Consider the following 25,186-nt stretch of genomic DNA (forward strand, 5'->3'; position numbering starts at 1 on the left):
CAGTTGCTGATCTTGTGGTTCGGTCCGATGGCGGCCGTCGCCGACCATCCACACTCCCGGGACCAGAGCAGGTGCGATCGTCGGCGCCCGGGCGCCGCTCGATCACAGCCCCTATGGCTGGGCGGGGCCGGCTGACGGGACACCTTGTCGGCGCAGGAGTCGGCCTGCGGGCCGCCACAGGGCGAAGGCCAGGCCGAGGACGAGTGGGATCTGCAGGAACTGCTGGATTACCGGAGGCCCGGGCTTGTCCCCTCGCCTGAGCGGGGCACGGCCCTGCGGATCGACGGTCACCGTGTAAGTGCCGCCTACCGCCCACTTCCAGCCCATGAGCCCGTTCTCCTCGATCGGAGCCAGCGGTGGGCCGTCGATGACGGTGACTGTGTAGCGGTGGACGCTCGCACCCGCGCCGTCGCCCGCGGACCACTGAATCTGTCGGACCCTGACGTGTTCGGTACGCCCGTGCTGGTGCAGTGCCTGCTGATCCAGCTCCAGGTTCTGCAGGAACAGCACCCCGAAGAGGCACACCGCACACAGCAGCCACCGGAGGTCCAAGTACCAGCACGTGCACAGGAACACGCAGCCGAGGAGGATCGCCAGCGCGCACAGCGCGTCGATCCACGGGGCGTGCGCGACGAAGGCTGTGCACCCGATCAGACGCACGATCGCCCACAGCGCCAACGCTGCGCCGGTGCTTGCGGCGCCCACCAGCACCCGCCGACCCACGCCTGTCCGCCCTTGGCTTGCTTCCTCCGCGCTCACCCTCACCCCTGTTCTCGATGAAACCGCCGGCCTGGTGGTGCACGCGTTCCAATGTATGGATTGTTCAACGATCCTTCAATAGGATGGTTCAACATCCAGTCGTCTGCTTCGCGGACGCGGAACGGTAACCAACCGGAGAGGTGAAGGAGATGAGCAGGCGTCAGTACGGTCAGTACGAAGAGGTCGACGACCTCGGGCAGATCCTGTTCTGCGACGACCCCGCGCTGCTGCTCGGGGGCGTCCTGATGGGTCTGGAGACCGCGGAAGGCACAGTCACCCTCGATCACGCGCAGACACGTCACATGCCCGCTGCCCTCTTCGAGTTCAGGCGTGCCGCGAGCGTGGGCGGCTATGGCATCCAGTACATGGTGCCGCAGGCCGCCTCGATCGACGAGGTACCCAAGGAACCGCAGATCGAAGGCGCCATCCTGTTCGGCATGCAGCGCCTACCGCCTGAATTCTCCGACCTGAGCCTGCCCGACCCGCCGCGATCCGACGATGACGGCGTCTGCCTCGACAAGAAGCGGCCCACCATATTCGACGAGCTGCGCATGCCTGAACCACCGCGACGCGACCCCGACGAGGTCTACTTCGGCATGAAACGCAGGCCGCCCGGCTACGCCGACCTGCGCTCGATCCCCGGATGGGAACTGCACGAGATACCCGATGACCAGCCAGGACCGTGGCAGCACTTCGGAGACACCTACTCCAGGCTGGAACTGCGGACGCCCGACGGTGAGATCTACTCCCGGACCTGGGTCCCGCACGACCCCGAGTGGGAGGCCGCCGCCCTGCGTCACGGATACGTCGTGTGCCTGTGCGGCGTGGAACTGGGGGTCCGCGCACCGTACGCGATGACCGACGCGCAGTACACCCCGCGCATGCGCCACCAATACTTCCGCCACGGATGCGCAGTGGGTCTGACCGTCGGCGGACTCGTCGCCTACGTCGACCACCGCTGACGCGCAACACCGAGCCGGCATGCATCGAGTACGAGCCGGCCCACGACGCGGCGTTCGAGCGGGCCCTGCGGACGAGACGGTTCACCTGGCACGGGCACCTCTGGGGCCTGCTGTGCGGAATGAGGCCGCGCCTGGTCGCGGCTGAGGGGTCTCGCGCTCAAGAGATCGACCTTGGACTTCGGCCGCATCGACGCCTCCTCCCGCCGGAGATCACATCGATGCTCCGACCGCAACAAGGACGGTGGGGCCAAAACTCCCCCACATCACCTTGCCGTCAACACCGTTGGGTCCAGCCCTGATTGCCAAGTGGGCCACGAACCGCTGCCAAAGCCATGGGCCAGCGGTGCAGTCCAACAGCAGCTCAACACGCAGAACTTGACAGACATCCCATGAGCTGGCCTGTCAAACAGCGAGTGCGTGGGGCCGGCGGGACCAGGGGGTCCGGGAACGGGTCCCGCCGTCTTGGCTGTGGTCAGTCTGCTGCCGAGCGTGATCTTTCGTGGAGGGCGCCGACTTCGGCGGAGGTTGTCTGGTTGAGCCGCTCCGCTGCCGAGCGGAGCGCGGTCTCCCAAGCGTGGAAGGCGTCAGGTTGCTCGCCCGCGATGAAGTCGACGTGGTACTCGTCGCCCACGGCCTGAAGAAATGCGCGTTCGGGACCGGTTTGCGCTGCTGTCAGGCCCTGCCAGACCCTGGCTGCCACCTCTCCGGGCGTCATGGCGCCGGCTGCCAGTTGGCCTGCCAGGTAATGGAGAAGGCAGCGTTCGGCGGTCTCCTCGTCGGGGATGGCAGTGCCGAGCTCGCCTACGGCTTGCTGGAACAGTCCTCTGAACTCGGCGGTGTCGTCGCGTCGGGAACGTCCCGCCAGGTCACGCAGTGCGGGAGAATCCAAGCCGACGGCCAGCAACTGAGCCGCCTCCATCGGCAGATCCTCGGGCGAGACAAGACCGACGACGTACTGCCACGCGATTGCGAACACCCGATCCATGCTCGACATCCTGCCGAACCCCTGGTGCCCGCGACGAGCTATTTTAGTGCTGGCGGTGGACGCGGTCTCAGCTGATCTGGAGTGTCAAGCGGCGAGTGCGTGGGCTCGGTGAGGCCAAGCTGTCGCCTCGTCATACGGTGTGCCGGTTTTCAGGCAGCCGTGCAGGATGCCAACGAGCCGGTTGGCGAGTTGACGTAGGGCGGCGTTGAATTCGATGCCGCGGGCGCGTTGCTGCTCGTAGTAGGCCCTGGCGCCGGAGGAGACCCGCAGCGCGGAGAAGGCTTGGGCGATCAGGGCATCGATGAGCCGGTCGTTGCGAACGAACCGCGCGGTCACGACCTTCTTCTTGCCGGAGGCGCGGGTGATCGGGCTGGTGCCGGCGTAGTTCTTGCGGGCCTTGGCGCTGGCGTAACGGTGAGGGTCGTCGCCGAATTCCGCGAGTACCCGGGCGCTGAGTATCGCTCCCAGTCCGGGCTGGGAGCGGATGATCTCAGCGTCTGGATGCCGGCCAAAATAGGCCTCGACCTGCCCGCGCAGGAACTCGACCTGCTCGTTCAGAGTGATCAGCATCGCGACGAGCGCGCGTACGGAGACAGCGTAGGCCGCAGTCACAGCGGGGGGCTGACTCAGGTGCTTGGCGCGCAGTACGGCTTGGATCTGAGAGGTCTTGTCGGGGATGTTGCGTCGGCGGGCACACTTGAGGGCCGCGCCGATCTGTGTGGCCGTCAGCTTCGCCGCGGCCACCGGATCAGGTGCCTTGGCCAGTAGTTCCAGGGTGTCTGGGGCGTCCAGGTCGTCGAACGCCAGCAGGGCGGCGGGGAAGTAGTCGAGCAGGGCGTGCCGCAGCCGCTGCGTGGTGCGGGTGCGTTCCCAGATCAGGGTCTTATGGGCACGCGTCACGACCTTGACCGCTTCGGCGTCGGCGCTGTCCCCGGAGATCGGGCGGAGCTGGTGGGAATCGGTACGCACCATGTCAGCGAGCATGTGCGCATCGGCCGCGTCACTCTTGGCCCCCGATACCGCCAGGCGTTCCCGGTACCGGGAGGCCTGCAGTGGATTGACCGCGTACACCGTGTAGCCAGCGGTGATCAGCGCCTGCACCCACGGGCCCCGATCGGTCTCGATCCCGATCACGACTTCGGCCTTGCTGTCTTCGTCGAGCTCCGCACCGATCATCGCGTGCAACCGTTCGATTCCCGCCACGCCCTCCGGCAGCCGAGCCTTGGACAGCCGACGGCCCGCGGCGTCCATCAACTCGACGTCGTGGTGGTCCTGGGCCCAGTCATCCCCAACGAACAGCAACTCGTCCTCCGTCATCGACCTCGATCGGCAGTAGCCCGCAGGAGAACCAACAGCGACCTAATAAGGCTGTGCTCACGCCGCAACCGGGCGGGCACGACATCCCATCAGCGATTTCGCTCCTGGCCGACCGGCAGGGGCACGATCTGTCAACAGGACTCGGTGTCCAGGGAACAAAGAGTGCTCACCTGCCGGCGGCTACCAGGCGCCGAGTCTGCCGGATGGAGCCTCGGTAGGTCCTATTAGGGAACGCACCTGGACCGAAGACACCACCCACGCCATCCACGAATCACAAACCGTGCGCATCGAGCGCGTACACGAAGGCCACCCCCGCGAAACCGCCTGGACCGTGGCCGGATACGAGACGCCCGTCTCCGACCGCATGTGGCACCTCACCGCGACCGGTTCCTCCCCCGCCCCCCGTGCTCCAGACGCTGCTGAACCATCTCGCCGACGGCAAAGGTTGGGACACCGCCATCGGCAGCCCCATCACCGACAAGACCGTCACCACCGCCACCCAACCCCTCACGGACGCCGGCTGGAGGCACACCGTCGACGGACGCTGGATCCGCTGGACGAACTCGCCCCAGGACGCGGGGGTCCAATTCGACGCCTTCGCCGCCCAGAACCCCCACAGCACCCTCGCCACCTGGACCTACTGGGCCGGCCCCAGCATCGACCGTCCCACCTGGACCATCACGGCCTCCCCCTACACACGCTTAGCGGGCTCCCGCCGGGGCACGGAGCTGTTCGGCCAGCCGCTCGAGTTCGGCCGCCGTGGCAGGCGAGGGGTCGTTGAGTCCGCTGTGCACGGCCGTCGGGCTCTTCAGGAAGCGCCGGAGCACGGCCACAAGGAGCCCTTGCGGCAGAGCCCGCAACGCGGCGAACGCGCGAGGTACCGGCGGCGTCTCCATCGCGGCGAGGTTCTGCCGCATGAGGTGGAGCATGCCGCGGACCGCGCCCGGGTCGTCGGCCAGCACTACCGGGCCGCCCGCCGCGTGTACCGCCTGACCGAGCGGGACCTCGAACGCGGCGTGCGTCCTGAGCCAGGCATCCATCTGCGGCTCGGCCTTGGCGTTGATCCCAGCGGTACGGAACGTCTCCACGATCCGTACCAGTCGCGGGGTGGTACGGCCGCCGGGCTCGCCGATCGGCATCGCGACCCGGCGGGTGATGAAATTGCTCTTGCGGTAGCGGACCACGTCGCCGTCCATCGTGCCGCCAGTCGTGGGGAAGCCGAGCAGCACCCGCTCGTGGCCGATCACCGCACCCAGCGCCTCCGGGCCGGCTGCCCAGTTGAGCAGGAACAGCACGTCACCTTGGACACCGGCGAGTGATTCCAGCACTGCATCCACCTGGTGGGTGCGGACGAAGACGGTGATCAGGTCGTACCCGCCGTCCGGGTGCTCGACCACCGGTACCGGCACCCGCCTGACAGGGCCGTCTTCCTCGGCGAGCTGCACTCCCTGCCGGCGCAGGGCGGTCAGGCGCTCGCCCCGGGCGAGGAGCGAGACGTCGTGGCCGGCCTCGTGCATGCGGGCGGCGAACAGGCTGCCGCAAACCCCGGCGCCGTACACGAGCAGCTTCATGACAATCCTCTTTCATACGTCCGCTTGATTCATACGTTCGTTTCATTCAAACATATGTATAGTCCCTCGTGTGGCGACCCCAGACACCCGCACCCAGATCCTCGACGCGGCCGAGCACCTCTTCGCCGAGCACGGATACCGCGGCACCTCGGTCCGCGCGATCACCAAACTCGCCGGAGCGAACCTGGCCGCCGTCGGCTACCACTTCGGCTCGAAGGCGGAGCTGATGGCGGCAGTCGCCCGCCGCGTGGTCGAGCCCATCACCGCTGCCCAGTGCGCCGGGCTCGACAAATTGCTCGCCCGGACCCCCGACCCACCGGTCAGCGAACTGGTGGAGGCATTCGCGGGGCCGCTGTTCGACGAGATGCCGGCCGGCTACGAGGGCGGCGCCCGGACGTCCCGGCTGATCGTGACGATCCTCAGCGACCCGGCCGAGGAGGCACGCAGCTGGACCGGCCCGGCCGAGGACTCGGTCCGTGAGCGCTACTTCGCAGCCTTCGCGCGCGTACTGCCCGGCCTTTCCCCGGAGGAGCTGTGGTTCCGGATGCGGGGGATCTTTGCCGTGACGGCCGTCGACCGCCTCCAGGTCCACCAGCAGCCCTCCCCTGGCTGCGTGTCCCCGGTAGCGGGCGAGGCGGCCCGGCGATGGGCGATCACGTTCCTGACGGCAGCGATGAGTGCGCCACCGATCCGGCCCTGACGACCCAAGACAGACGCTGGCGGCGCGGGTCAGGCGGCGTTCGCCCTGTGGACGAGGGCAGTGAGGCGCTGGTCGGCGGCGTGCCCACCCACGCCCCAGACCGCGACACATTGAACATGTGCTGGCCCGTGGTAAACGCGGTCCTGAATGACCTGACCGACTCGCAGCCAAACACAGCTTGACCGAGGTGGGCTACGCCGCCCCGTGCTCGACTCGTCGAACGAACTTCGGCACGGGGCGGCAGGCCATTGCACGGCGACATCGATAACGGACTGTGAAGGGGGCTCCCCGCGCCGCACACGGAACAATCCCATCCCATGCCCCTACAACGAGCCGCCATCTGGGGAGAATCTGGGGGGAACGAGCGGCCCTGGGGAGCGTGTGGGGAGAATCGACTGGGTAACCGGGCACGAGCGTGAAAGGCCCAGAAAGACGGATCAGCCCAGGCCAGAGACGTTCCCAGCAGCATCACCGCAGGTCAGCGCCACCAGGTAGACAACGTCAAGAAGATCTCCTCGGTGACTGACGTCTTGTTCCGTCGGAGAAACCCTTGGCACTCGTCATTTCAAGTGGCCCGACCAGCCCACCAATGAACCTGACACCCCATCAGAAGGAGCGTCAAATGAGCGTCACGAGCGTCATTTCAGCGTCAAGATATCGCCCGTAACGCCCACACCGCGCATAAAGCACACGCACAAAACCGCAGGTCAGGAAGCCTTCGCCACCGGCTCCAGAATCGCCACGCACTCCACATGATGCGTCATCGGAAACATGTCGGCGGAGCGGAGCAGGACCTCGACCAGCGCAAAATTCCCCAAGGCCGTGGCCGACCGATCACCATCCCCCGCGGTTCACGAAGTGCACCAGTTGACCGCGGCTTCCCGGCCCGCCCCCACCGCCTGGGACGCGGCGGGGACGATCGCGCTGACCGCCGCCCAGGCCCGCCAGCCGCTCCTCGCCCAGGACTGAGCCACCCTGGCCGAGCAGACAGCCCGACGCCTGGCCCGCACTCACACGACCGGACCCCGCCACAAGTTGTCGGTGACCCAGTGCACGCTCTACCAAATCGGGATCCACCACGAACTCAGCGACACCGACCTCGCCCACGCAACCCTGCCCACCCCCGATCGCCGGCCCGCGCCGCAACGGACACCGCCCGCCCTGCTCGCCGCTGGCGACCCGTCCAGCGCCTTCACCTAGCTGCGCCTGCTGGCGATTACTGCGTAACCTGTGCGTGGCGGTCGCGTTCATCGGCTGTGCGAAAGATCATCACGTATGGCCGCTGGATCTGGTGTGCTCCGGGGGCCGGCATTCTCGGTAGCGTGACCATCTGCCGCATGGAGTGTCCATGTGTCCGGCTGGTCCGTGCGACGGCTTCCGACGGAGAGTGATGAGGCTGCAATGAGTGAACTGACGAAGCCCGAGGTCGACGTTCCGGAGGGTGACACTCCTACCGAGCTGACCATCCGGGACCTGGTCGTCGGGGACGGGGCTGAGGTGAAGCCGGGCATGGTGGTAAGGGTCCACTATGTCGGGGTGACCTTCGAGTCCGGGAAGGAGTTCGATGCCTCCTGGGACCGGGGCCAGCCGTTCAAGTTCGCCCTGGGCAGTGGCAAGGTCATCAAGGGCTGGGACCGGGGAGTGAGGGGGATGAAGGTCGGCGGTCGGCGCGAGATCATCGTTCCCCCGCGTCTCGGTTACGGCAATCAGTCGCACTCGCCGTTGATCCCGGCGGGCTCGACCCTGGTCTTCGTGGTGGACCTGCTGGACTCGTATTCCAGCACAACCGGGTGGAGCAACGCCTAATGACCCTGGCCGCTCCTCCCCTACGACGTGCTGCGTCGTCCCTCGGGGTTGGCGCCGCCATGCTCCTCGCTGCCGCTCCTGCCTCCGCCTCCGCAGCGTCCGAACGGTTCCGCTGCGACTCATTGACCGCCGAAGGCCACAAGGCGACCGACTTCCTCAACGGCCTGCCCGGCGCCGCCTGAACGTCTGAACCCGGCGGCCGCGCTCGGCAATCGGAGGAGGTCCCCGGCGGAATCCAGCTCGTCGCACTGCCGATCACAGCGCCGGTCCGAGAAGGCCCCGCCCAGCAGCAGCACATTGCGCAAGCCGATACGGACCAAGATCCGGACCATTTCCGGACCAGCCCCCGCCAGAGAGCCGCACCATCTACTGTTTCCGCTGGTCAGCTTGGGTGTAACTGCTGTACCACCAGCAGACCAAGAACCTGCTGGGCGCCCTGCGTTAAGTGGGTGAGTAAGCCGCTTGGCGCCAAGGAATCTCGGCGATGCTGCTTCACCGGGCTATGTCTGAGATCGCCTGACCAGCGGCGCAGCATGCCTGACACCGCATCATAACGAGCGTCAAATGACCGTCACGACGTCATTTCATCGTAAAGATATCGCCAATAACGACAATACCGCACATAATGCGCACACGCGGAACCGCAGGTCAGGAGCCCTTTCCGGCAGGCTCAAGGATCGCGACGCACTCGACGTGATGCGTCGTGTGGAACAGTTTCAGGCCCGACACCTTCCCCTCCTCGGCTCGAAGATCGAGAACGTCACGGAGGGGCAGGCTTGTTTCCGCGAACGGCTTCGAGCGAGTGAAGATGGCGTGAGCAGCCACGTCCGGGCCACAGAGGCGCACCGTGATTGGCGCGAGCCTCGCACTCACGGACCGGCACCTACTCTCCCGACGCCGGATGCGCGTTGCGGTGGCGGGTCTGCGATGACGCTCCGCTACACACAGACGCAGCAGTCGACCACCACGGCAACGCCACGCCCGAGACGGGAATACACAAGGAGATCAGCACCAACCCAGCACGGGACAGGTTTCCTGGGGTGATCGCAGGTGCCTCCAGGTCAGCACACACTCAGCACGGGTAGAGCAAGAGCCCCGGATCACTCCGGGGCTCTAACGCTGCGACCTGCACGTTTGCCGTCAGGGATGATCGCTGCTACACCGGCGTCTCAGATACCAATCGAACATGCTGGAATTCACTCCATCGAGGGTAACTTTCAGAGCAGGGACCGGATTTATCGGCCCTACCGCCAGGAGCGGGTCAGCAGCCGGTTGGAGGCGATGCCGTCGTGACACACGACCCCGCACCGCTGACCCGGCATCTGCGCGTCCGCCGGGACCGGGGCCACACCGTGCTGGAGTTCCACGGGGAGATCGACATCCTCGCGGCACTGGAGATCATGCCGTACCTGGACGCGGTCACGGGGCGCCCGGAGCCGCAGATCGTGATCGACCTGCGGCCCGTGGAGTTCTTCGACTGCTCGGGGCTGCGCCTGCTGCACCGGGCCAGGAACCGGACCCTCGCCCGGGACGGACGACTGCACCTCGTGTGCGACCACCCGCTGACGCTGCGTGTCCTCAAGGTGACCGGCCTGGCGCACCTCCTGCCGCCCTCCGCGACGCTCGACGAGGCGCTGGGACTGCCGGAGGCCACGTCGGGCACGTTATGACCGTTTCCGGCCTCCTCACGACATGACCGCGGCCGACCGCCCCATGGCTATTTCTGGATCTTGGTGACCTGCCCCGCCCCGACCGTCCTGCCGCCTTCCCGGATGGCGAACTTCAGCCCTTCCTCCATGGCGATGGGCTGGATGAGCTGCACGTTCATGGTGGTGTTGTCGCCCGGCATGACCATCTCCGTGCCCCTGGGAAGGGTCACGACACCCGTCACGTCCGTCGTACGGAAGTAGAACTGCGGCCGGTAGTTGTCGAAGAACGGCGTGTGCCGACCGCCCTCGTCCTTCGACAGGATGTACGCCCGCGCCTCGAACTGTGTGTGCGGGGTGACCGAGCCCGGCTTGATCACGACCTGGCCCCGCTCGACGTCGTCACGCCTGACCCCGCGCAGCAGCAGTCCGACGTTCTCGCCCGCCCGGCCCTCGTCGAGGAGCTTGCGGAACATCTCGATACCGGTGACGGTGGTCCTGGTCTTCCGCTCGTGGATGCCGATGATCTCGACCTCGTTGTTGACCTTGAGCACCCCGCGCTCGATCCGGCCGGTGACGACCGTGCCGCGGCCCGTGATGGTGAAGACGTCCTCGACCGGCATCAGGAAGGGCCGGTCGACGTCCCTCACCGGCTCGGGCACGAACTCGTCGACGGCCGCGAGGAGTTCGAGGACGGAGGCGCTCCATTTCGGGTCGCCCTCCAGGGCCTTGAGCGCGGAGACCTGGACGACCGGGACGTCGTCGCCGGGGAATTCGTACTCGGTGAGCAGTTCGCGCACTTCCAGCTCGACGAGTTCGAGGATCTCCTCGTCGTCGACCATGTCCGTCTTGTTGAGCGCGACGACGATGTACGGGACGCCGACCTGCCGGGCGAGCAGGACGTGCTCCTTGGTCTGCGGCATCGGGCCGTCGGTCGCGGCGACGACCAGGATGGCGCCGTCCATCTGGGCGGCTCCCGTGATCATGTTCTTGATGTAGTCGGCGTGCCCGGGGCAGTCGACGTGCGCGTAGTGCCGGTGCTCCGTCTGGTACTCGACATGGGCGATCGAGATGGTGATGCCGCGCCGGCGTTCCTCGGGAGCCTTGTCGATCTGGTCGAACGGTGTGAAGGGGTTCAGATCCGGAAACCGGTCGTGCAGCACCTTCGTCACGGCCGCCGTGAGTGTTGTCTTCCCGTGGTCGATGTGCCCGATGGTGCCGATGTTGATATGCGGCTTGGTCCGCTCGAATTTCGCCTTCGCCACTGCAAGCCCTCCTGATCACCTGGGTGACGCCGAGCGTTGCTGCGCCGCTTCCTGGCTGGGGCCGAGCGATGTGCCGAGCGCTGAACGAGGTCAGGCCGAGCGCCGAACGAGGTCAGGAAGTGTCGCTCTTCCTGTTTATTCGCTCGGAGGCGCGTCGAACAGGGCGCTGACGGACTCACCGTTGTGAATGCGGCGCACGGCCTCCGCGAGGGCCGGGGCGATGGACAGGATCCGCAGCTTCTCGGTGTGCTCCTCGTCCGGCACCGGCACGGTGTTGGTGCACACGATCTCCAGGATGTCCTCCTGCTCGCTGAGCCGCTTGAGCGCGCCCGCCGCGAACAGCCCGTGGGTGCAGGCGACCCGGATCGAGCGAGGGCCCAACTCCCGCAGCCGTTCAAGGAGTTCGAGGACGGTACTGCCCTTGGCGATCTCGTCGTCCAGCACGATGACATCGCGCCCGGTGATCTCACCGATGACGGAGCTGATGCTCACCCGGTCGTCGGCGAACCGCTGCTTGGCGCCGGCGGCCACCTGGGCGCCGATCAGCCGCGCGAAGGCCGCGGCCTCCTTGGCGTTGCCCAGGTCCGGCGACACGACCGTCGTACGCGACAGGTCGTACCCGCGGAAGTGCGCGGCGAGCTCCCGCAGGGCGTGCAGATGGTCGACCGGCACCGAGAAGAACCCGTGGACCTGCGGAGAGTGCAGCGTCATCGCCAGCACACGGCTCGCCCCGGCCGCCACCAGCAGGTCCGCGACCAGCCGCCCGCCCATGGAGATCCGCGGCATGTCCTTCTTGTCCGAACGGGCATACGAATAGTGAGGCATGACCACGGTGATCCGCCCGGCGGAGGCGCCCCGTGCCGCGTCGCACATCATCAGCAGTTCGACAAGGTGCTCCTGCACCGGGGTGACCAGCGGCTGCACGAGGAAGACATCGCGCTCGCGGCAGTTCGCCTGGAGCTGCACCTCCAGGCAGTCGTTGGCGAACCGGCTGACCCGGGTCGGGCTGAGGGGCACGCCGAGATGGGTGCAGACCTCTGCCGCCAGCTCGGGATGGGCACTACCGCTGAACACGGCGATGTCACGCACGACCGCTCCTCGCAAGATCGATCCGGGTGCGCCGCCGGTTGGCATGATCGACCCGGGATGCGTGCCTCATGCTACTGGCCCCGGCCGGGTACCCCCACCGGGGGAAAATCGGTTGCGGACGGTCACCGGGTGTACGCCATGATGACCGCGCCAGCGCCCCCTCACCCACGGGAGAACGACATGCGCCGATTCCTCGGAACTTCTCAGCGCCCCCACCGGACGACTGTTCCCGAGGACTCGATCACGCATGCACACGCTGAACATCGGCATTCTGGCCCACGTCGACGCGGGTAAGACCAGCCTCACCGAGCGGCTGCTCTTCCACGCCGGCGCCATCGACCGGCTCGGCAGTGTCGACGCCGGTGACACCCGCACGGACGACGGGGAGATCGAGCGCCGGCGCGGCATCACCATCCGCTCGGCCGTCGCCGCCTTCACCGTCGGTGACGTCCAGATCAACCTGATCGACACCCCCGGGCACGCCGACTTCATCGCCGAGGTCGAGCGCGCCCTGGAGGTCCTGGACGGCGCCGTGCTGCTCCTGTCCGCCGTGGAAGGCGTCCAGGCCCAGACACGCGTCCTGATGAAGACCCTGCGGCGGCTCGGGCTGCCCACGCTCCTCTTCGTCAACAAGGTCGACCGGGCCGGGGCGCGGGAGGCGGGGCTCCTCGACGACATCCGGCGCCGCCTCACGCCGCACGTCGTCCCGCTCACGGACGTCCGGGACATCGGCACCTCACATGCCTCCGTCGTGCCGCACCCGCTGGACGAGAGGGCGGCCGGCACCCTCGCGGAGGTGGACGCGGACGTCCTCGCCGCGGTCGTGGACGGACCCGCGCCGACCCCGGACGAGCTGACCGCCGCGCTCGCCGCGCGCACCGCCGACGGCTCCCTCCACCCGGTCCACTTCGGGTCCGCCCTGGGTGGGCAGGGAGTCGCCGAGCTCGTCGAGGGCCTGGTCCGGCTCGCCCCGCGACCGCCGGCGACCGACTCCGCAAAACCCCGGGACACGGTCCTCGCCGAGCCACAGGGCACGGTCTTCGCCGTGCGCCCCGGCCCCGGAGGCGAGCGCACGGCATATCTCCGCCTGTACGCGGGTGAGGTGACACTCCGTCAGCGGCTCACCTTCACCCGGCGCGAGACCGACGGCCGCACCACTCAGTTCCCGGGCCGGGCAAGGGAGCTGGAGGTCGTGGGCCGGCCCGGGACGGGCACGCTCACCGCGGGCAACATCGCCGCGCTGCGTGGCGTCCACGGCATCCGGGTCGGCGACCGTCTCGGCGAAGTCACCGACCGCGCACCGCAGTTCGCGGCTCCTACTCTGGAGACTCTCGTGCGAGCCAGGCAGCCCGCCCAGGCGGCCCCCCTGCGCTCCGCCCTCCTCGCCCTGGCCGACCAGGACCCGCTGATGCACGCCCGGCCCACCGCGTCCGGCGGCACCGCGCTGCTCCTCTACGGCGAGGTCCAGAAGGAGGTCCTCGCGGACACGCTCGCCCAGGACTTCGGCATCGAGGCGGACTTCGAACCGAGCCGGGTGCGATTCCTGGAGCGGCCGGACGGCACCGGTGAGGCGTACGAGGAGATCCAGCGGCACGGGCACACCGGTTTCTGGGCCACGGTGGGGCTGCGCATCGAGCCGGGACCGCGCGGCTCCGGCGGCGTCTTCACGTACGAGACCGAGCTCGGCGCGCTCCCCCGCGCCTTCCACCAGGCGATCGAGGACACGGCCCGCTCGGCCCTGGTCACGGGTCTGCACGGCTGGACGGTCACGGACTACAAGGTCACGCTGACGCGCTCCGGCTTCGACTCCGTCCTCAGCACGGCCGCCGACTTCCGCGGGCTCACCCCGGTCGTGCTGCGGCGCGCGCTGGAGCGGGCGGGGACGCGGGTGTACGAGCCGTACCACGCCTTCGAGGTGGAGCTCCCGCTCGACGCGCTGGCCCCGGTCACGGCTCACCTCGCCTCACGCGGGGCGGAGTTCGGGGAGACCACCGGCGGCCGTACCTCCTGGCTGGTCACCGGCGAGCTGCCGGCCCGGCGGGTACGGGAGATCGAGCTGCGGCTGCCGGGGCTCACCCACGGGGAAGGGGTCTGGTGGTCGCGCCCCGCGGGCGACCGCCGTGTGTAGTGCGGCAGACGCGGTACTACGGGCGGACGCGGTGCTCATTCGGCGTACGGCGAACTGTGGTGGCCGGTGCCACCGGAGGTGGACGCGCTCCCGCCCGTGCTCCGGTCGACGCCGCGGGTCCGCCAACACGTCGGCCTAGTAAGGGTTTTGAGGGGCATCCGGTGAAGGGAAAGGAGGACCGTCGACATGACGACGTCCATCAAGCGCATCCCCAGGCGCATGCCCGGGTGGGCCAAGGTGATCACTGCCCTCGTGCTGGTGCTCGTGGTGCTGTTCGCCGGGCTGCGGCTGGCCGTTCTCCCCGGACTGCGCGATCTGTTCGGTACGCAGACGCACGACCGCTCCGGGCCCGCCCTCCTCAAGTCGATCCAGGACATGAGCCGTTACGACGCCGCTTCGGGCAACTTCCAGGTGGTGGTGGACCTGGAGAAGGACACGAAGTACCTGCCCGACGCGATCCGCGGCACCCGCACGCTGTACGTGGGCGCCGGCACGGTCGAGGCGTACGTCGACCTCGGCACGCTCGGCAAGAAGGACGTGACGGTCAACTCCGACCGCACGACGGCCACCCTGCGGCTGCCGCACGCGACCCTCGGCAAACCCGCACTCGATCCCGACCGTTCGTACGCCGTCTCCAAGCAGCGCGGTCTGCTGGACCGGCTCGGCGACTTCTTCTCCGACAACCCGAACAACGAGCGGGCCGTGCAGAAACTCGCGGTCAAGCACATCGGCGAGGCCGCGAAGGACAGCGAGCTCACCACGCGGGCCGAGGAGAACACCACCAGCATGCTCGACGGCCTGCTGCGCTCGCTCGGCTTCAAGGAGGTGAGCGTCAACTACGTCGCCTGAGCGGGGCACCCGGGGGCAGCATCGAAGCCCGCTTTCCGGGTAACCGCCTTGTCCATAGGGCTGTTGAAACCGGGAGGATCGTATGGTCCGTACGGCGTTACCCTCGAGCACCCTGCGCACCACAGGTACAGCGAAGTCCGGTCGCCGCTCTTCGGTCCCGCCGCAGGAGCCCAAGGCGCTTCCGCTGCCCGTGCGACTGCTCGTCATGCTGCTGGCCTTCGTGGCCATGGTGGCGTTCGCAGTGGCGCTGGCCCGGCTGACGCTGGAGCCGTCCCCGGCGTCGTCGGCGCTGATCCACACCAATCTGCACCCCGGCCGTTCCCTGCGGGCCTATCTCGACCAGCCGGCGCTGCGCGACGCGGTGAAGCAGGTCGGCGGGAACGTCGTGCTCGGAGTGCCCTTCGGGGTGCTGCTGCCCGTGCTGATTCCGAGGGCGCGGGGAATCCTGCGCGTCCTGGTGCTCACCGCGTCGGTCATGCTGCTGGTCGAGCTCGTCCAGGGGACGCTGATCACCGGGCGCGCCTTCGACATCGACGACGTCATCCTGAACACCTCCGGTGCGCTGGTGGGTTATCTGCTGCTGGGGCGGCGGATCGGCCGGGCGGTGCATCCACGGGGCCGTCGCCGGGGCCGCCGCGACCGGGGTGAGGTCCCGGAGGGCTGAGCGACGGCGCACCGTGACCGTCCGCCCGCGGTCCCCACCACGGACGGACGGCGCCGGTCGGCCGGGGCCGGCCGGTCAGCAGCCCATGGACCAGGTGTGCGAGTCACCGCGGTCGTTCGCCACGGCGTTGTAGCCGACCTCCTCCCCCGGTGCGAGACAGATCGTCATGTCGCCGCCCTGCCAGGCGTCCTCGTAGACCTTGACATGGTCCTTGACGCCCGGTCCGGACAGGCCGTGGTTGGCCCACGAGGAGTCGGTGTCGGCGATCCAGCTCTCCCACCAGCCGTCGTCCCCCGACCAGTTGGCACGCTGGCCGTCGAAGTTGGCGTTCTCCCAGACGCAGAAGTTGCCGCTGGGGCAGTCGGCCGCGCCGGAGGGGGTGGCCAGGGCGAGGCCACCGCTGAGGGCGAGCAGGGCCGCGGCGGCGCGGAGGGCGAGGCGCTTGGTGATCACGAAGGGGTACTGCCTTTCTTCTGGGGTGCCTGGACGGTCCGCTCGGCGTACAGGGCCGCCGCGCGGCGCAGTGCGCGGGTGCGCAACTGCCAGTAGGTGGTCAGTTGTCCGTGTCGCTCGGCGCGGACCCGGGCCAGCAGGGACGGTTCCAGCCGCGCGCGCAGCCGGGTGAGGCCGCTGTCTCGGGCGCAGCGCGCGGAGACATCGGGGTCGGGGCGGCCGGGGCGGGCCCCGTGCGCCGGGGTGGCGCAGCGGGTCCAGCGGGCGGTCGCGGCGCGATAGTCGGGGTCGCGTTTCATACGCTGCTGGGCCTCGGCCCGCAGGTTGTTCACCACGACCCGGGTACGGAACCAGAGCCGCTGGTCGCCGTACAGCTCGCGCTGCGCGTCGGCGAGGCAGCCGTCCGTGTGGGCGGTGACGGTGTAGCCGGTGGCGAGGGTGACGGAGAGCTCGGGACGGCCCCGGCCGAAGAGCGCGCCCTGCAGTCGGCGGTCCTGTGTGTCCGAGGCGTGCCGCAGGGTCAGTCCCTGCCGGGCCAGACAGTGGTCGACGAGCGCCTGCTGGGCGGCGTCGATGAGGTCGTCGCGGTCACGCTCGGTCCTGGGCAGCGGGGGCGCTGTCCGCTGCGCCGTCGTCGTGGCGCACCCCGCCAGCGCCAGCACCGTCAGCGCGGCGGCGAGCGCGCGAAGGAGTCGCACGGGTCAGCCGACCTCGCAGCCCATCGCGGTGTCGGCGACGCCGTCGAGCCGGGCGCCCCAGGGCCAGTTGTCGGCCAGGTCGTGGGCCCGGATCAGCCGGGCGTAACAGGTGCCGCGGCCCCAGTCGATGGCGTACACCGCGGTGTCGGCGTTGGACCGGAAGGAGGCGGCCTTGTCGTGCAGGAACTCCGGGACGTCCGTATAGCCCGGTGGGGTGTAGCACCACGACGAGCCGTGCTGTCCGGCGGCGGTCCAGAAGCACACGTCCCCGGCGCGCGAGGCGCCGTGCGGCGCGGCGCTCGCCGGTACGGCGGCGAGGAGGGCGGTCGAAGCCAGGAGGCCGGTCGAGGCGAGGAGGGCGGCGGTGGGCGCGGCGAAGCCACGGGGCATGACGACTCCCAGAGGGAAGGGGGACGCCGGGGCGGTCTCGATCTCCCGGCAAGACCAACCGTGCCCTCGCGGGAATCGGCCCATGCGCGGTTCCCACCGATTGATGATCTTTCCTGGGGTGTGGGGTCATTCCTCCCGAGACAGCTCGCACCGGCGCGAAACCCGGGGGTCCGCACGCTCCGCGGCCCTCGCCTCGTGTCCCGCCCGACCGGGCCTAGTGCGGCGACCAGGTGAACTTGTCGCCGCCCACCCAGCGCACCACGTCCGGGTCCTCGAGATCGTGGATGTGGATCCCGTGTTCGGCGGCAATCGTCAGGACATCGGTGATCGACTTCGCCTCACCCACCATTTCACGGTCGATCTCCACGATCCGAAACGGCGGGTCGCACGGCTGCACCCCAAGCACCATGACCCGCGGGTAGGAGATGCGAGGGCTCGAGATTTCGGTCATGCCTAGAGCGTAGATCGATTCCCGCGAGCGGGCCGAGGTGAGCGACACCCCGCCGTGCGGGCCGAGGACGGCTGGGCAAGGCTTGAAGGGGTGGGGAGCTCACTGAAGGTGGTGCGGATGGATCCCGTCGAGGCCCTGGACCGGATCGCGTTCCTGCTGGAGCGGATCGTTTGCCCCTGTGCCCAGCCGCTGCCGCGGCACGCGTGACGGACCCCTGCCGACACCCACCACCTGCACGTCACCTGCTGCCCGACAGCCCGCCGGCGCCGGTCGCAAGAGCCGTCCGGCCGGCCCTCTCGCACGCACCGGGTGACACACATCACCGCGTATGCCCTGGTCACGGAGGAACACCCACCGGTAGTTCCCCGTTGAACCAACCGTGGGTGCGGATGGGTCAGTGTCCCCGGGCCTCGCGACCGCCATTCGTGCCCACCACAGACGGCCCCGACCGTGATTCCCCCGTCCGGTCGGGGCCTTTTCCCTGCCCCGGGACGGGGGCCTCCACTTGACTTCGAGTGCTCTCCAATCCGTAGCGTCGAAGCATGACCACTGCACAGCACAAGATCGGCTCGAGCTTCGGCGCCCACAGCACCGCCGACGACGTCCTCCAGGGCATCGACCTGACCGGGAAGCTCGCGATCGTCACCGGCGGGTACTCGGGGCTCGGCCTGGAGACCACGCGCGCGCTCACCGAGGCGGGCGCCCACGTCGTCGTCCCGGCGCGGCGCGCGGCCGTGGCCCGGGAAGCGGTGGACGGCATCGACGGGGTCGAGGTGGACGAGCTCGACCTCGGCGACCTCGACAGCGTCCGCACCTTCGCCGAGCGCTTCCTCGACTCGGGCCGCACCGTCGACATCGTCATCAACAACGCCGGGATCATGGCCTGCCCGGAGACCAGGGTCGGGCCCGGCTGGGAGGCCCAGTTCGCGACCAACCACCTCGGCCACTACGCGCTCGTGGGCCGCCTCTGGCCCGCGATCGAGCCGGGCGGCGCGCGGGTCGTCTCCGTGTCCTCGCTCGGTCACCACAACTCGGGAATCCGCTGGGACGACGTGCACTGGCAGCGCGGCTACGACAAGTGGGAGGCCTACGGGCAGGCGAAGACCGCCAACATCCTGTTCGCCGTCCACCTCGACCGGCTCGGCGCGGAGTCCGGCGTACGGGCCTTCTCCCTTCACCCCGGCGGCATCCTCACCCCGCTGCAGCGCCACCTCGCCAAGGAGGAGATGGTGGAGCGCGGCTGGATCGACGAGGACGGCAAGGTACTGCACCCCGAGGCCTTCAAGACTCCGCAGCAGGGCGCGGCGACCCAGGTGTGGGCCGCGACCTCGCCGCAGCTGGCCGGAATGGGCGGGGTGTACTGCGAGGACTGCGACATCGCCGAGCCCGCTCCGGCGGACGGTGAGCGGACCGGCGTTCGCGACTACGCGATCGACCCCGAGCAGGCCGCGCGACTGTGGGCGCTGTCGGCGGAACTGACCGGGGTGAACGCGTTCGCGTGACGTGCGTGAACGTCAGCCCCGGGCCATGAAGTCCCGCAGGTCCACGGTGAGTTGCTCGCGGTGCGTGGCGAACAGGCCGTGGCCGGCGTGCTCGTAGACCTTGAGCGTGCTGTCGGGCAGCAGTTCCGCGGCCCGGCGGCCGGTCAGGTCCAGCGGCGCCGACTCGTCGTGCGTGCCGTGCACGACGAGGGCGGGCAGGTCGAGCTTCGCCAGCTCGGGCGCCAGGTTCAGGGTGACCACGAGATCACCCAGGGCCGACCCGGCACGCGCCGTCGCTCCGTGACACCGATTGACCATGGACTGGACGTACGCCTCGGAGAGTTCGTTGCCGGGGAGGTCCAGGGCGAAGAACCCGCGGGCGCCGTCCGTGAAGAACGCGGCCCGGTCACGGCGGAACGTCTCGTTGCCGGCCTCGATGAGCGCCGGGTCGACACCTCCGGGGTGGTCGGCCGACCGCGCGGGCCCCGGCGTCAGGCCCGCGACCAGCGCGACCCTGGACACCCGCTCGACACCGTGCCGGGTCAGGCAGCGGACGACTTCGGCGGCCCCCATGGAGTGCCCGACGAGCGTCACTTCCCGAAGGTCGAGGTGCCGCAGCAGCCCGTCGACGTCCTCGGCGAGGCTGTCGAGGTCGAAGCCGCCCCACACGTCGTCGGACCGGCCGTGTCCCCGCCGGTCGAACCCGACGCACCGGTACCCGGCCTCGGCGAGCGGCAGCATCTGGTATTCCCACATCTCCGTGCCGAAGTAGGCGCTGTTGACGAACACGACCACCTGCCCGGCGGCGGGGCCATAGTCGACGAAGTGCAGTCGGGCACCGTCGACGGGGCTCTCGAAGTACGGCATGGGGATCCTCCCGGATTCCGCTGGCGTGAGGGGCGAGTCGGTACGCCCTTCATGATTCCGGGAGGCCGCGGCGGGGTCGATTACCTCTCAGGTCATGCCCGCCCGTTGCGGGACCACCGTGTACTTCGGGTCCTCGGCCGAGGCGATCCCGGCCTCGAAGATGTCGAAGCGGGTGCGGGCGGAGCCCGCGAGGAGAGGTCCCGCGGGATCGGATCACCGTTTTCGCCCGAACCCTCCAGCCGGTGTTCGGTCACGGCGTGCTCCGTTCTTCGGCAGATCGGCGCGGCCCGCACGCGCCGGCCGGGCCGTTTCCGGGTCCGGCGCGAGTACCTCGGGAGCGACCCGCAAACCCACCGGCCGACGATCAGCGCGGAGCCCGCTCCTCCAGCACCGTGCGCCAAGCCGGAGCCGGCCCCTCGCTCACCGGTTCGGCGCGTCGCCCGCCCCGCGCGAAGAAGTCGGCGAGGGGGAGGATCGCGGCGCCGACCGTGACCGCGTCCGGGCCGAGTCTGCCGAGGTCGATGGAGACCCGCTCGGCGGGGTAGCGCAGGGCGTAGGAGGCCGCGTACCGGCGGACGGCGGGCAGGAAGCGGGTGCCGAGCTGCAGGCCCGCCCAGCCGCCGATGAGGATGCGCTCGGGCTGGAAGAGGTTGATCAGGTCGGACAGGCCGGCGCCCAGGTACTCGGCGGTCTCCTCCAGGACGGCCAGCGCCACGGGGTCGGCCTCGGCGTCCCCGGCCGGGTAGGCGGCGGCGAGCATCGCGGCGAGCGCCGTCTCCTCGTCGGTGCCCTCCGGGGGATGCCCGCCCTCCTCGCGCCAGCGGTCGAGCAGCGCCTCCGCGCCCGCGTACGCCTCCAGACAGCCCAGGGCACCGCAGCGGCACCGGCGCCCCCTGACCCGTACGGTCAGATGGCCCCACTCCACGGACCGGCCGTTCTCCACCTCCTCCGTGACGAGACAGGCGCCGACGCCGGAGCCGAAGAGGACGACGACCGCGTTGCGGGCGCCGCGTCCCGCGCCGAACCACATCTCGGCCTGGCCGAGGGTCCGGGCGCCGTTGTCAGCGAAGTACGGGACGGAGTCCGGGAGTTCACAGGCCGAGCGCAGCAGGGATTCGAGCGGGACGGCGTCCCAGCCGATCGTCTGGCCGTGCACCACCGCGCCGCGCTCCGGGGTGCGGGCCACGATGCCGGGGACGCCGATGCCGACGCCGAGGAGTTGCCCGGGGGCGATCTCCGCCTCGGCGAGGACCTCGGCGATGCCGTCGCGGATGTGGCCGACGATGACATCGACGTCGTATTCCCGACGCTTCGACGAACGGTTGGCCTCGTACCCCGGGCGCTCCAACGGCCGCTCGGTGCGGGCGAGTTCGGTGAGGGTCAGGTCGAAGAGTTCGACGCGGACGCGGGTCTCGCCGACGTCGACGCCGATCATGTGGCCGCTGCCGGGCGCGACCCGCAGCAACGTACGCGGGCGGCCGCCGTCCGAGTCGACGCTGCCGGCCTCCTCGACCAGCCCGTCCGCGACGAGTTCCGCGACCACGTTGCTGATGGAACCGGAACTCAGCCCGGTCGCCGGGCCCAGCTCGAAGCGGCTCATGGGGCCATCGAAATACAACCGTTGCAGCACGGCGGTGCGATTGCCGCGTCGCAGGTCACGCACTGTCCGCCCGTTCCGCCCCGCCATGAGAATCCCTTCCGGCCTGCCCGACCTGCAAGATACCGCTGCGCGATCCCTTGACGCGACTTTCTTCCGGGTCTTAACTCACGTCCTAAATTAAGCCATGAGGGTCGTTCGAGAAGTGAACGCGGGCGCCTCTCACGGCTCTCCCTCCGGGAAAGGGAATACGCAGCCATGCGCAGAATCCGAGCCGCGGCCGCCGGTGCGGTCACCGTCTCCCTGCTGACCGCCGTGACCGCCTGTGGCGGCGGCTCGTCGACGGGCGGCGGGTCCAACGACTCTCCGAAGACGCTCACGTACTGGGCCTCCAACCAGGGCGCCAGCATCGAGGTCGACAAGAAGGTCCTCCAGCCCGAACTCGACAAGTTCGAGAAGCAGACCGGGATCAAGGTGAAGGTGGAGGTCGTCCCCTGGTCGGACCTGCTGAACCGGATTCTCACCGCGACCACGTCGGGTCAGGGCCCCGACGTCCTCAACATCGGCAACACCTGGAGCGCCTCGTTGCAGGCCACCGGCGCGCTGCTGCCGTGGGACGCGAACAACTTCGCCAAGATCGGCGGCAAGGACCGCTTCGTCGACTCGGCACTCGGCTCGACGGGCGCCCAGGGCAAGGACCCGGCCGCGGTCCCGCTCTACTCGATGGCGTACGCGCTCTACTACAACAAGAAGATGTTCGCCGACGCGGGCATCCCGAAACCGCCGGCCACCTGGGACGAGCTGATCGCCGACGGCAAGAAGCTCTCCAAGAACGGCAAGTGGGGCCTCGGCGCCGAAGGCTCGAACCCCTCGGAGAACATCCACCACACCTTCGTCTTCGCCAAGCAGCACGGGGCCGACTTCTTCACCGCCGACGGGAAGCCGGACTTCACCTCGGACGGCACGGTCGCGGCGGTCAAGCAGTACGTCGACCTGATGGCGAAGGACAAGATCATCGCGCCCGGCAACGCCGAGTACGCGCAGAACCAGTCCGTGAGCGACTTCGCCAAGGGCAAGAACGCGATGCTGCTGTGGCAGTCGGCGTCCGCCAATCTCAAGTCGCAGGGCATGAGTGACGACGCGTACGGCATCGCCCCGGTCCCCGTGCAGTCCGGCACCCCGGGAACCGGCACGAACGTCAACTCGATGGTCGCGGGCATCAACCTGGCCGTCTTCAAGAACACCCACAACCTCGACGGCGCCACCAAGTTCGTGAAGTTCATGACGAGCGACGCCGAGCAGAAGGTCCTCAACACGGCGTACAGCTCGATCCCGCCGGTGAAGACGGCCCAGACGGACGCCACCTTCAACACCCCGGCGAACGCGGTCCTCAAGGACACCCTGGCTCAGAGCGCCGCCGCGCTGCCACAGGTCGCCGACGAGTCCCAGTTCGAGACCGCGGTCGGGACGGCCGTCAAGGAGCTGTTCGCGGACGCGGCCGCCGGACGCGCGGTGACCACCGAGTCGGTGAAGGCGGGGCTCGAGAAGGCCCAGCAGCAGATGCCGGCGAAGTGAGCGCGGAAAACTTCATGATCACCACGACCACCGCCTCCGCCGAATCCGGCGAATCCGGCGAACGGACGGTGCGCAAGAGCTCCCCCGGTGCGGCGCGCGGGCCGCGCCGCACCGGGCGGATCCGGCGCATCGCACTGCCCTATCTGCTGCTCCTGCCCGCCCTGCTCCTCGAACTCCTGGTCCACCTGGTGCCGATGGTGATCGGCATCTTCATGAGCTTCAAGGAGCTCACCCAGTTCTACATCCGTGACTGGGGCACCGCGCCCTGGTCCGGCTTCGACAACTACAGGGTCTCGGTGGACTTCAGCGCACCGGTGGGCAAGGCGCTGCTGCACTCGTTCCTCGTCACCGTCGGCTTCACCCTGCTGTCGGTGGGCCTGTGCTGGCTGATCGGCACGGCGGCCGCGATCTACATGCAGGACACCTTCCGCGGCCGCGGTCTGCTGCGGGCGCTCTTCCTCATCCCGTACGCGCTGCCCGTGTACGCCGCGGTCATCACCTGGGTGTTCATGTTCCAGCACGACAACGGCCTGGTGAACCACGTGCTGCACGACCAGCTGCACCTCACCGACAAGCCGTCCTTCTGGCTCATCGGCGACAACAGCTTCTACGCCCTGCTCACCGTCTCGGTGTGGAAGGGCTGGCCGTTCGCCTTCCTCATCGTCATGGCCGGCCTGCAGAACATCCCCGGAGAGCTGTACGAGGCGGCCGCCCTCGACGGTGCCGGTCTGTGGCAGCAGCTGCGCCGCATCACCCTGCCGTCACTGCGCCCGGTCAACCAGGTGCTGGTGCTGGTCCTGTTCCTGTGGACGTTCAACGACTTCAACACGCCGTACGTCCTGTTCGGCAGGACCGCTCCGGAGGCCGCGGACCTCATCTCGGTGCACATCTACCAGGCGTCCTTCGTCACCTGGAACTTCGGCACCGGATCCGCCATGTCGGTCCTGCTGCTGCTCTTCCTGCTCGTCGTGACGGGCGTCTACCTCCTGCTGACCTCACGAGGAAGGAAGACGGCCGATGTCTAGCACCTCGCAGGCGGCGTCCAGTGCCTCGAAGGCGCCCCGCTCGCCGATGGCTCCCCCGCAGTCCTTCCTCTGGTCCCGGCGGATCTTCCTCACCCTGCTCACCGGCTTCGTCCTGGTGCCGGTCTACGTCATGGTCTCCAGTTCCCTGAAGCCGCTCGCGGACGTCTCGGGGAAGTTCCGCTGGCTGCCGAGCGGCCTGACGATCCGTCCGTACATCGACATCTGGTCGACGGTCCCGCTGGCGAGGTACTTCGTGAACTCGCTGATCGTGGCGGGCGCGGCGACGGTCTGCTCGGTGGTGATCGCGGTCTTCGCGGCGTACGCGGTGAGCCGCTACAGCTTCCGAGGCAAACGCGTCTTCACGGTGACCGTGCTGTCGACGCAGATGCTCCCGGGCATCCTCTTCCTCCTCCCGCTCTTCCTTCTCTACGTCAACATCGGCAACGCCACGGGCATCGCGCTGTTCGGCTCGCGGGGCGGCCTGATCCTCACGTATCTCACCTTCTCCCTGCCGTTCTCGATCTGGATGCTGATCGGGTACTTCGACTCGGTGCCGCGCGATCTGGACGAGGCGGCGCTGGTGGACGGCTGCGGGCCGCTCGGCGCGCTGCTGCGGGTGGTCGTCCCCGCCGCGATCCCCGGCATCGTCGCCGTCGCCGTCTACGCCTTCATGACCGCCTGGGGCGAGGTGCTGTTCGCGTCGGTGATGACCAACGACACCACCCGCACGCTCGCCGTCGGACTCCAGGGCTACTCCACGCTCAACAACGTCTACTGGAACCAGATCATGGCCGCCTCGCTCGTGGTGAGCGTCCCGGTGGTCGCCGGTTTCCTGCTGCTCCAGCGCTACCTCGTCGCCGGCCTGACGGCAGGAGCCGTCAAGTGATCAACTCCTCATCCCCTGAAGG

At 68.9% G+C, this 25,186-nt stretch carries 26 protein-coding genes and 1 pseudogene; 13 read left to right on the forward strand and 14 right to left on the reverse strand.

Annotated elements, in window-relative coordinates:
* Positions 1–111: 111 nt before the first annotated feature.
* Complete coding sequence (locus OG747_RS03105) at positions 112–723, reverse strand: hypothetical protein (RefSeq protein ID WP_405877523.1); 612 nt, start codon at positions 721–723, stop codon at positions 112–114.
* A 185-nt stretch (positions 724–908) separates the two neighbouring features.
* Here OG747_RS03105 and OG747_RS03110 point away from each other — a divergent pair, with 185 nt between their 5' ends.
* On the forward strand, positions 909–1,721 hold the full coding sequence (locus tag OG747_RS03110; RefSeq protein WP_405877525.1) for a hypothetical protein: 813 nt from the start codon (positions 909–911) through the stop codon (positions 1,719–1,721).
* 472 nt (positions 1,722–2,193) lie between these two features.
* Here the strand turns inward: OG747_RS03110 and OG747_RS03115 are convergent, their stop codons facing one another.
* The 3 genes from OG747_RS03115 to OG747_RS03125 all read right to left on the reverse strand — a co-directional run bounded on the left by OG747_RS03115 (position 2,194) and on the right by OG747_RS03125 (position 5,594).
* Positions 2,194–2,706 carry a hypothetical protein gene (locus OG747_RS03115; RefSeq protein WP_405877527.1) on the reverse strand — a complete coding sequence of 171 codons (513 nt, stop codon included), beginning with the start codon at positions 2,704–2,706 and terminating at the stop codon, positions 2,194–2,196.
* Between the two features lie 84 nt (positions 2,707–2,790).
* Positions 2,791–4,008 (reverse strand): IS110 family transposase, encoded by a 1,218-nt coding sequence (locus tag OG747_RS03120; protein WP_405885433.1) that lies wholly within the window; start codon positions 4,006–4,008, stop codon positions 2,791–2,793.
* Between the two features lie 716 nt (positions 4,009–4,724).
* The gene (locus tag OG747_RS03125; RefSeq protein WP_405877529.1) at positions 4,725–5,594 is read right to left on the reverse strand and encodes a ketopantoate reductase family protein; all 870 of its coding nucleotides are present in this window, start codon (positions 5,592–5,594) and stop codon (positions 4,725–4,727) included.
* Between the two features lie 70 nt (positions 5,595–5,664).
* Here OG747_RS03125 and OG747_RS03130 point away from each other — a divergent pair, with 70 nt between their 5' ends.
* The 4 genes from OG747_RS03130 (at position 5,665) to OG747_RS03145 (ending at position 8,282) form a co-directional block, all read left to right on the forward strand.
* On the forward strand, positions 5,665–6,294 hold the full coding sequence (locus tag OG747_RS03130; protein ID WP_405877531.1) for a TetR/AcrR family transcriptional regulator: 630 nt from the start codon (positions 5,665–5,667) through the stop codon (positions 6,292–6,294).
* A 1,041-nt stretch (positions 6,295–7,335) separates the two neighbouring features.
* Positions 7,336–7,494, forward strand: a complete 159-nt coding sequence (locus tag OG747_RS03135; RefSeq protein WP_405877533.1) for a hypothetical protein — start codon at positions 7,336–7,338, stop codon at positions 7,492–7,494.
* A 201-nt stretch (positions 7,495–7,695) separates the two neighbouring features.
* Complete coding sequence (locus OG747_RS03140; RefSeq protein WP_354733873.1) at positions 7,696–8,100, forward strand: FKBP-type peptidyl-prolyl cis-trans isomerase; 405 nt, start codon at positions 7,696–7,698, stop codon at positions 8,098–8,100.
* A gap of 59 nt (positions 8,101–8,159) precedes the next feature.
* Positions 8,160–8,282 (forward strand): hypothetical protein, encoded by a 123-nt coding sequence (locus OG747_RS03145; protein WP_405877535.1) that lies wholly within the window; start codon positions 8,160–8,162, stop codon positions 8,280–8,282.
* 466 nt (positions 8,283–8,748) lie between these two features.
* Here the strand turns inward: OG747_RS03145 and OG747_RS03150 are convergent, their stop codons facing one another.
* Positions 8,749–8,973, reverse strand: a complete 225-nt coding sequence (locus tag OG747_RS03150; RefSeq protein WP_405877537.1) for a hypothetical protein — start codon at positions 8,971–8,973, stop codon at positions 8,749–8,751.
* Between the two features lie 416 nt (positions 8,974–9,389).
* On the opposite strand from OG747_RS03150, the gene OG747_RS03155 reads away from it, so the two are divergent.
* Positions 9,390–9,770, forward strand: a complete 381-nt coding sequence (locus OG747_RS03155; RefSeq protein ID WP_405877539.1) for an anti-sigma factor antagonist — start codon at positions 9,390–9,392, stop codon at positions 9,768–9,770.
* 47 nt (positions 9,771–9,817) lie between these two features.
* Here the strand turns inward: OG747_RS03155 and tuf are convergent, their stop codons facing one another.
* Both tuf and OG747_RS03165 read right to left on the reverse strand, forming a co-directional pair.
* On the reverse strand, positions 9,818–11,011 hold the full coding sequence (gene tuf / locus OG747_RS03160; RefSeq protein WP_405877541.1) for an elongation factor Tu: 1,194 nt from the start codon (positions 11,009–11,011) through the stop codon (positions 9,818–9,820).
* Between the two features lie 135 nt (positions 11,012–11,146).
* Positions 11,147–12,100, reverse strand: a complete 954-nt coding sequence (locus OG747_RS03165; protein WP_405877543.1) for a ribose-phosphate diphosphokinase — start codon at positions 12,098–12,100, stop codon at positions 11,147–11,149.
* A 247-nt stretch (positions 12,101–12,347) separates the two neighbouring features.
* Between OG747_RS03165 and otr(A) the strand changes: the two genes are divergently transcribed.
* The 3 genes from otr(A) (at position 12,348) to OG747_RS03180 (ending at position 15,741) form a co-directional block, all read left to right on the forward strand.
* Positions 12,348–14,228 (forward strand): tetracycline resistance ribosomal protection protein Otr(A), encoded by a 1,881-nt coding sequence (otr(A), locus tag OG747_RS03170; RefSeq protein WP_405877545.1) that lies wholly within the window; start codon positions 12,348–12,350, stop codon positions 14,226–14,228.
* Positions 14,229–14,414: 186 nt separating this feature from the next.
* Positions 14,415–15,077: a DUF4230 domain-containing protein gene (locus OG747_RS03175; RefSeq protein ID WP_405877547.1), complete on the forward strand. Its 663-nt coding sequence runs from the start codon at positions 14,415–14,417 to the stop codon at positions 15,075–15,077.
* 82 nt (positions 15,078–15,159) lie between these two features.
* On the forward strand, positions 15,160–15,741 hold the full coding sequence (locus OG747_RS03180) for a VanZ family protein (RefSeq protein ID WP_405877549.1): 582 nt from the start codon (positions 15,160–15,162) through the stop codon (positions 15,739–15,741).
* A gap of 75 nt (positions 15,742–15,816) precedes the next feature.
* On the opposite strand, the gene OG747_RS03185 is transcribed toward OG747_RS03180, so the two are convergent.
* From OG747_RS03185 to OG747_RS03200, 4 genes are all read right to left on the reverse strand, one after another.
* On the reverse strand, positions 15,817–16,194 hold the full coding sequence (locus OG747_RS03185) for a peptidase inhibitor family I36 protein (RefSeq protein ID WP_405877551.1): 378 nt from the start codon (positions 16,192–16,194) through the stop codon (positions 15,817–15,819).
* Complete coding sequence (locus tag OG747_RS03190; protein ID WP_405877553.1) at positions 16,191–16,892, reverse strand: hypothetical protein; 702 nt, start codon at positions 16,890–16,892, stop codon at positions 16,191–16,193. Before OG747_RS03190 ends, OG747_RS03185 begins: the two co-directional genes overlap by 4 nt.
* A gap of 3 nt (positions 16,893–16,895) precedes the next feature.
* The gene (locus OG747_RS03195) at positions 16,896–17,282 is read right to left on the reverse strand and encodes a hypothetical protein (RefSeq protein WP_405877555.1); all 387 of its coding nucleotides are present in this window, start codon (positions 17,280–17,282) and stop codon (positions 16,896–16,898) included.
* A 214-nt stretch (positions 17,283–17,496) separates the two neighbouring features.
* Complete coding sequence (locus OG747_RS03200; protein ID WP_405877557.1) at positions 17,497–17,733, reverse strand: hypothetical protein; 237 nt, start codon at positions 17,731–17,733, stop codon at positions 17,497–17,499.
* Positions 17,734–18,275: 542 nt separating this feature from the next.
* Between OG747_RS03200 and OG747_RS03205 the strand changes: the two genes are divergently transcribed.
* Positions 18,276–19,235: an SDR family NAD(P)-dependent oxidoreductase gene (locus tag OG747_RS03205; protein ID WP_405877559.1), complete on the forward strand. Its 960-nt coding sequence runs from the start codon at positions 18,276–18,278 to the stop codon at positions 19,233–19,235.
* A gap of 12 nt (positions 19,236–19,247) precedes the next feature.
* Here the strand turns inward: OG747_RS03205 and OG747_RS03210 are convergent, their stop codons facing one another.
* From OG747_RS03210 to OG747_RS03220, 3 genes and pseudogenes are all read right to left on the reverse strand, one after another.
* Positions 19,248–20,081, reverse strand: coding sequence for an alpha/beta fold hydrolase (locus OG747_RS03210; protein ID WP_405877561.1), 834 nt, complete (start codon positions 20,079–20,081; stop codon positions 19,248–19,250).
* 87 nt (positions 20,082–20,168) lie between these two features.
* A pseudogene (locus OG747_RS03215) lies at positions 20,169–20,276 on the reverse strand (polysulfide reductase); the annotation flags it as partial.
* 169 nt (positions 20,277–20,445) lie between these two features.
* Positions 20,446–21,768, reverse strand: a complete 1,323-nt coding sequence (locus OG747_RS03220; protein ID WP_405877563.1) for an ROK family protein — start codon at positions 21,766–21,768, stop codon at positions 20,446–20,448.
* Between the two features lie 168 nt (positions 21,769–21,936).
* Between OG747_RS03220 and OG747_RS03225 the strand changes: the two genes are divergently transcribed.
* From OG747_RS03225 to OG747_RS03235, 3 genes are read left to right on the forward strand one after another with little or no spacing between them, the layout of a single operon-like run.
* Complete coding sequence (locus OG747_RS03225; RefSeq protein ID WP_405877565.1) at positions 21,937–23,253, forward strand: ABC transporter substrate-binding protein; 1,317 nt, start codon at positions 21,937–21,939, stop codon at positions 23,251–23,253.
* Positions 23,254–23,267: 14 nt separating this feature from the next.
* Positions 23,268–24,278, forward strand: a complete 1,011-nt coding sequence (locus tag OG747_RS03230) for a carbohydrate ABC transporter permease (protein ID WP_405877567.1) — start codon at positions 23,268–23,270, stop codon at positions 24,276–24,278.
* A complete protein-coding gene (locus tag OG747_RS03235; RefSeq protein ID WP_405877569.1) occupies positions 24,271–25,164 on the forward strand; it encodes a carbohydrate ABC transporter permease in 894 nt (297 codons plus the stop codon). The genes OG747_RS03230 and OG747_RS03235 overlap by 8 nt, the downstream gene beginning before the upstream one ends.
* Positions 25,165–25,186: the final 22 nt, after the last annotated feature.

Origin of the sequence: Streptomyces sp. NBC_01384, from assembly GCF_045040035.1 — a bacterium.
GTDB lineage: Bacteria > Actinomycetota > Actinomycetes > Streptomycetales > Streptomycetaceae > Streptomyces.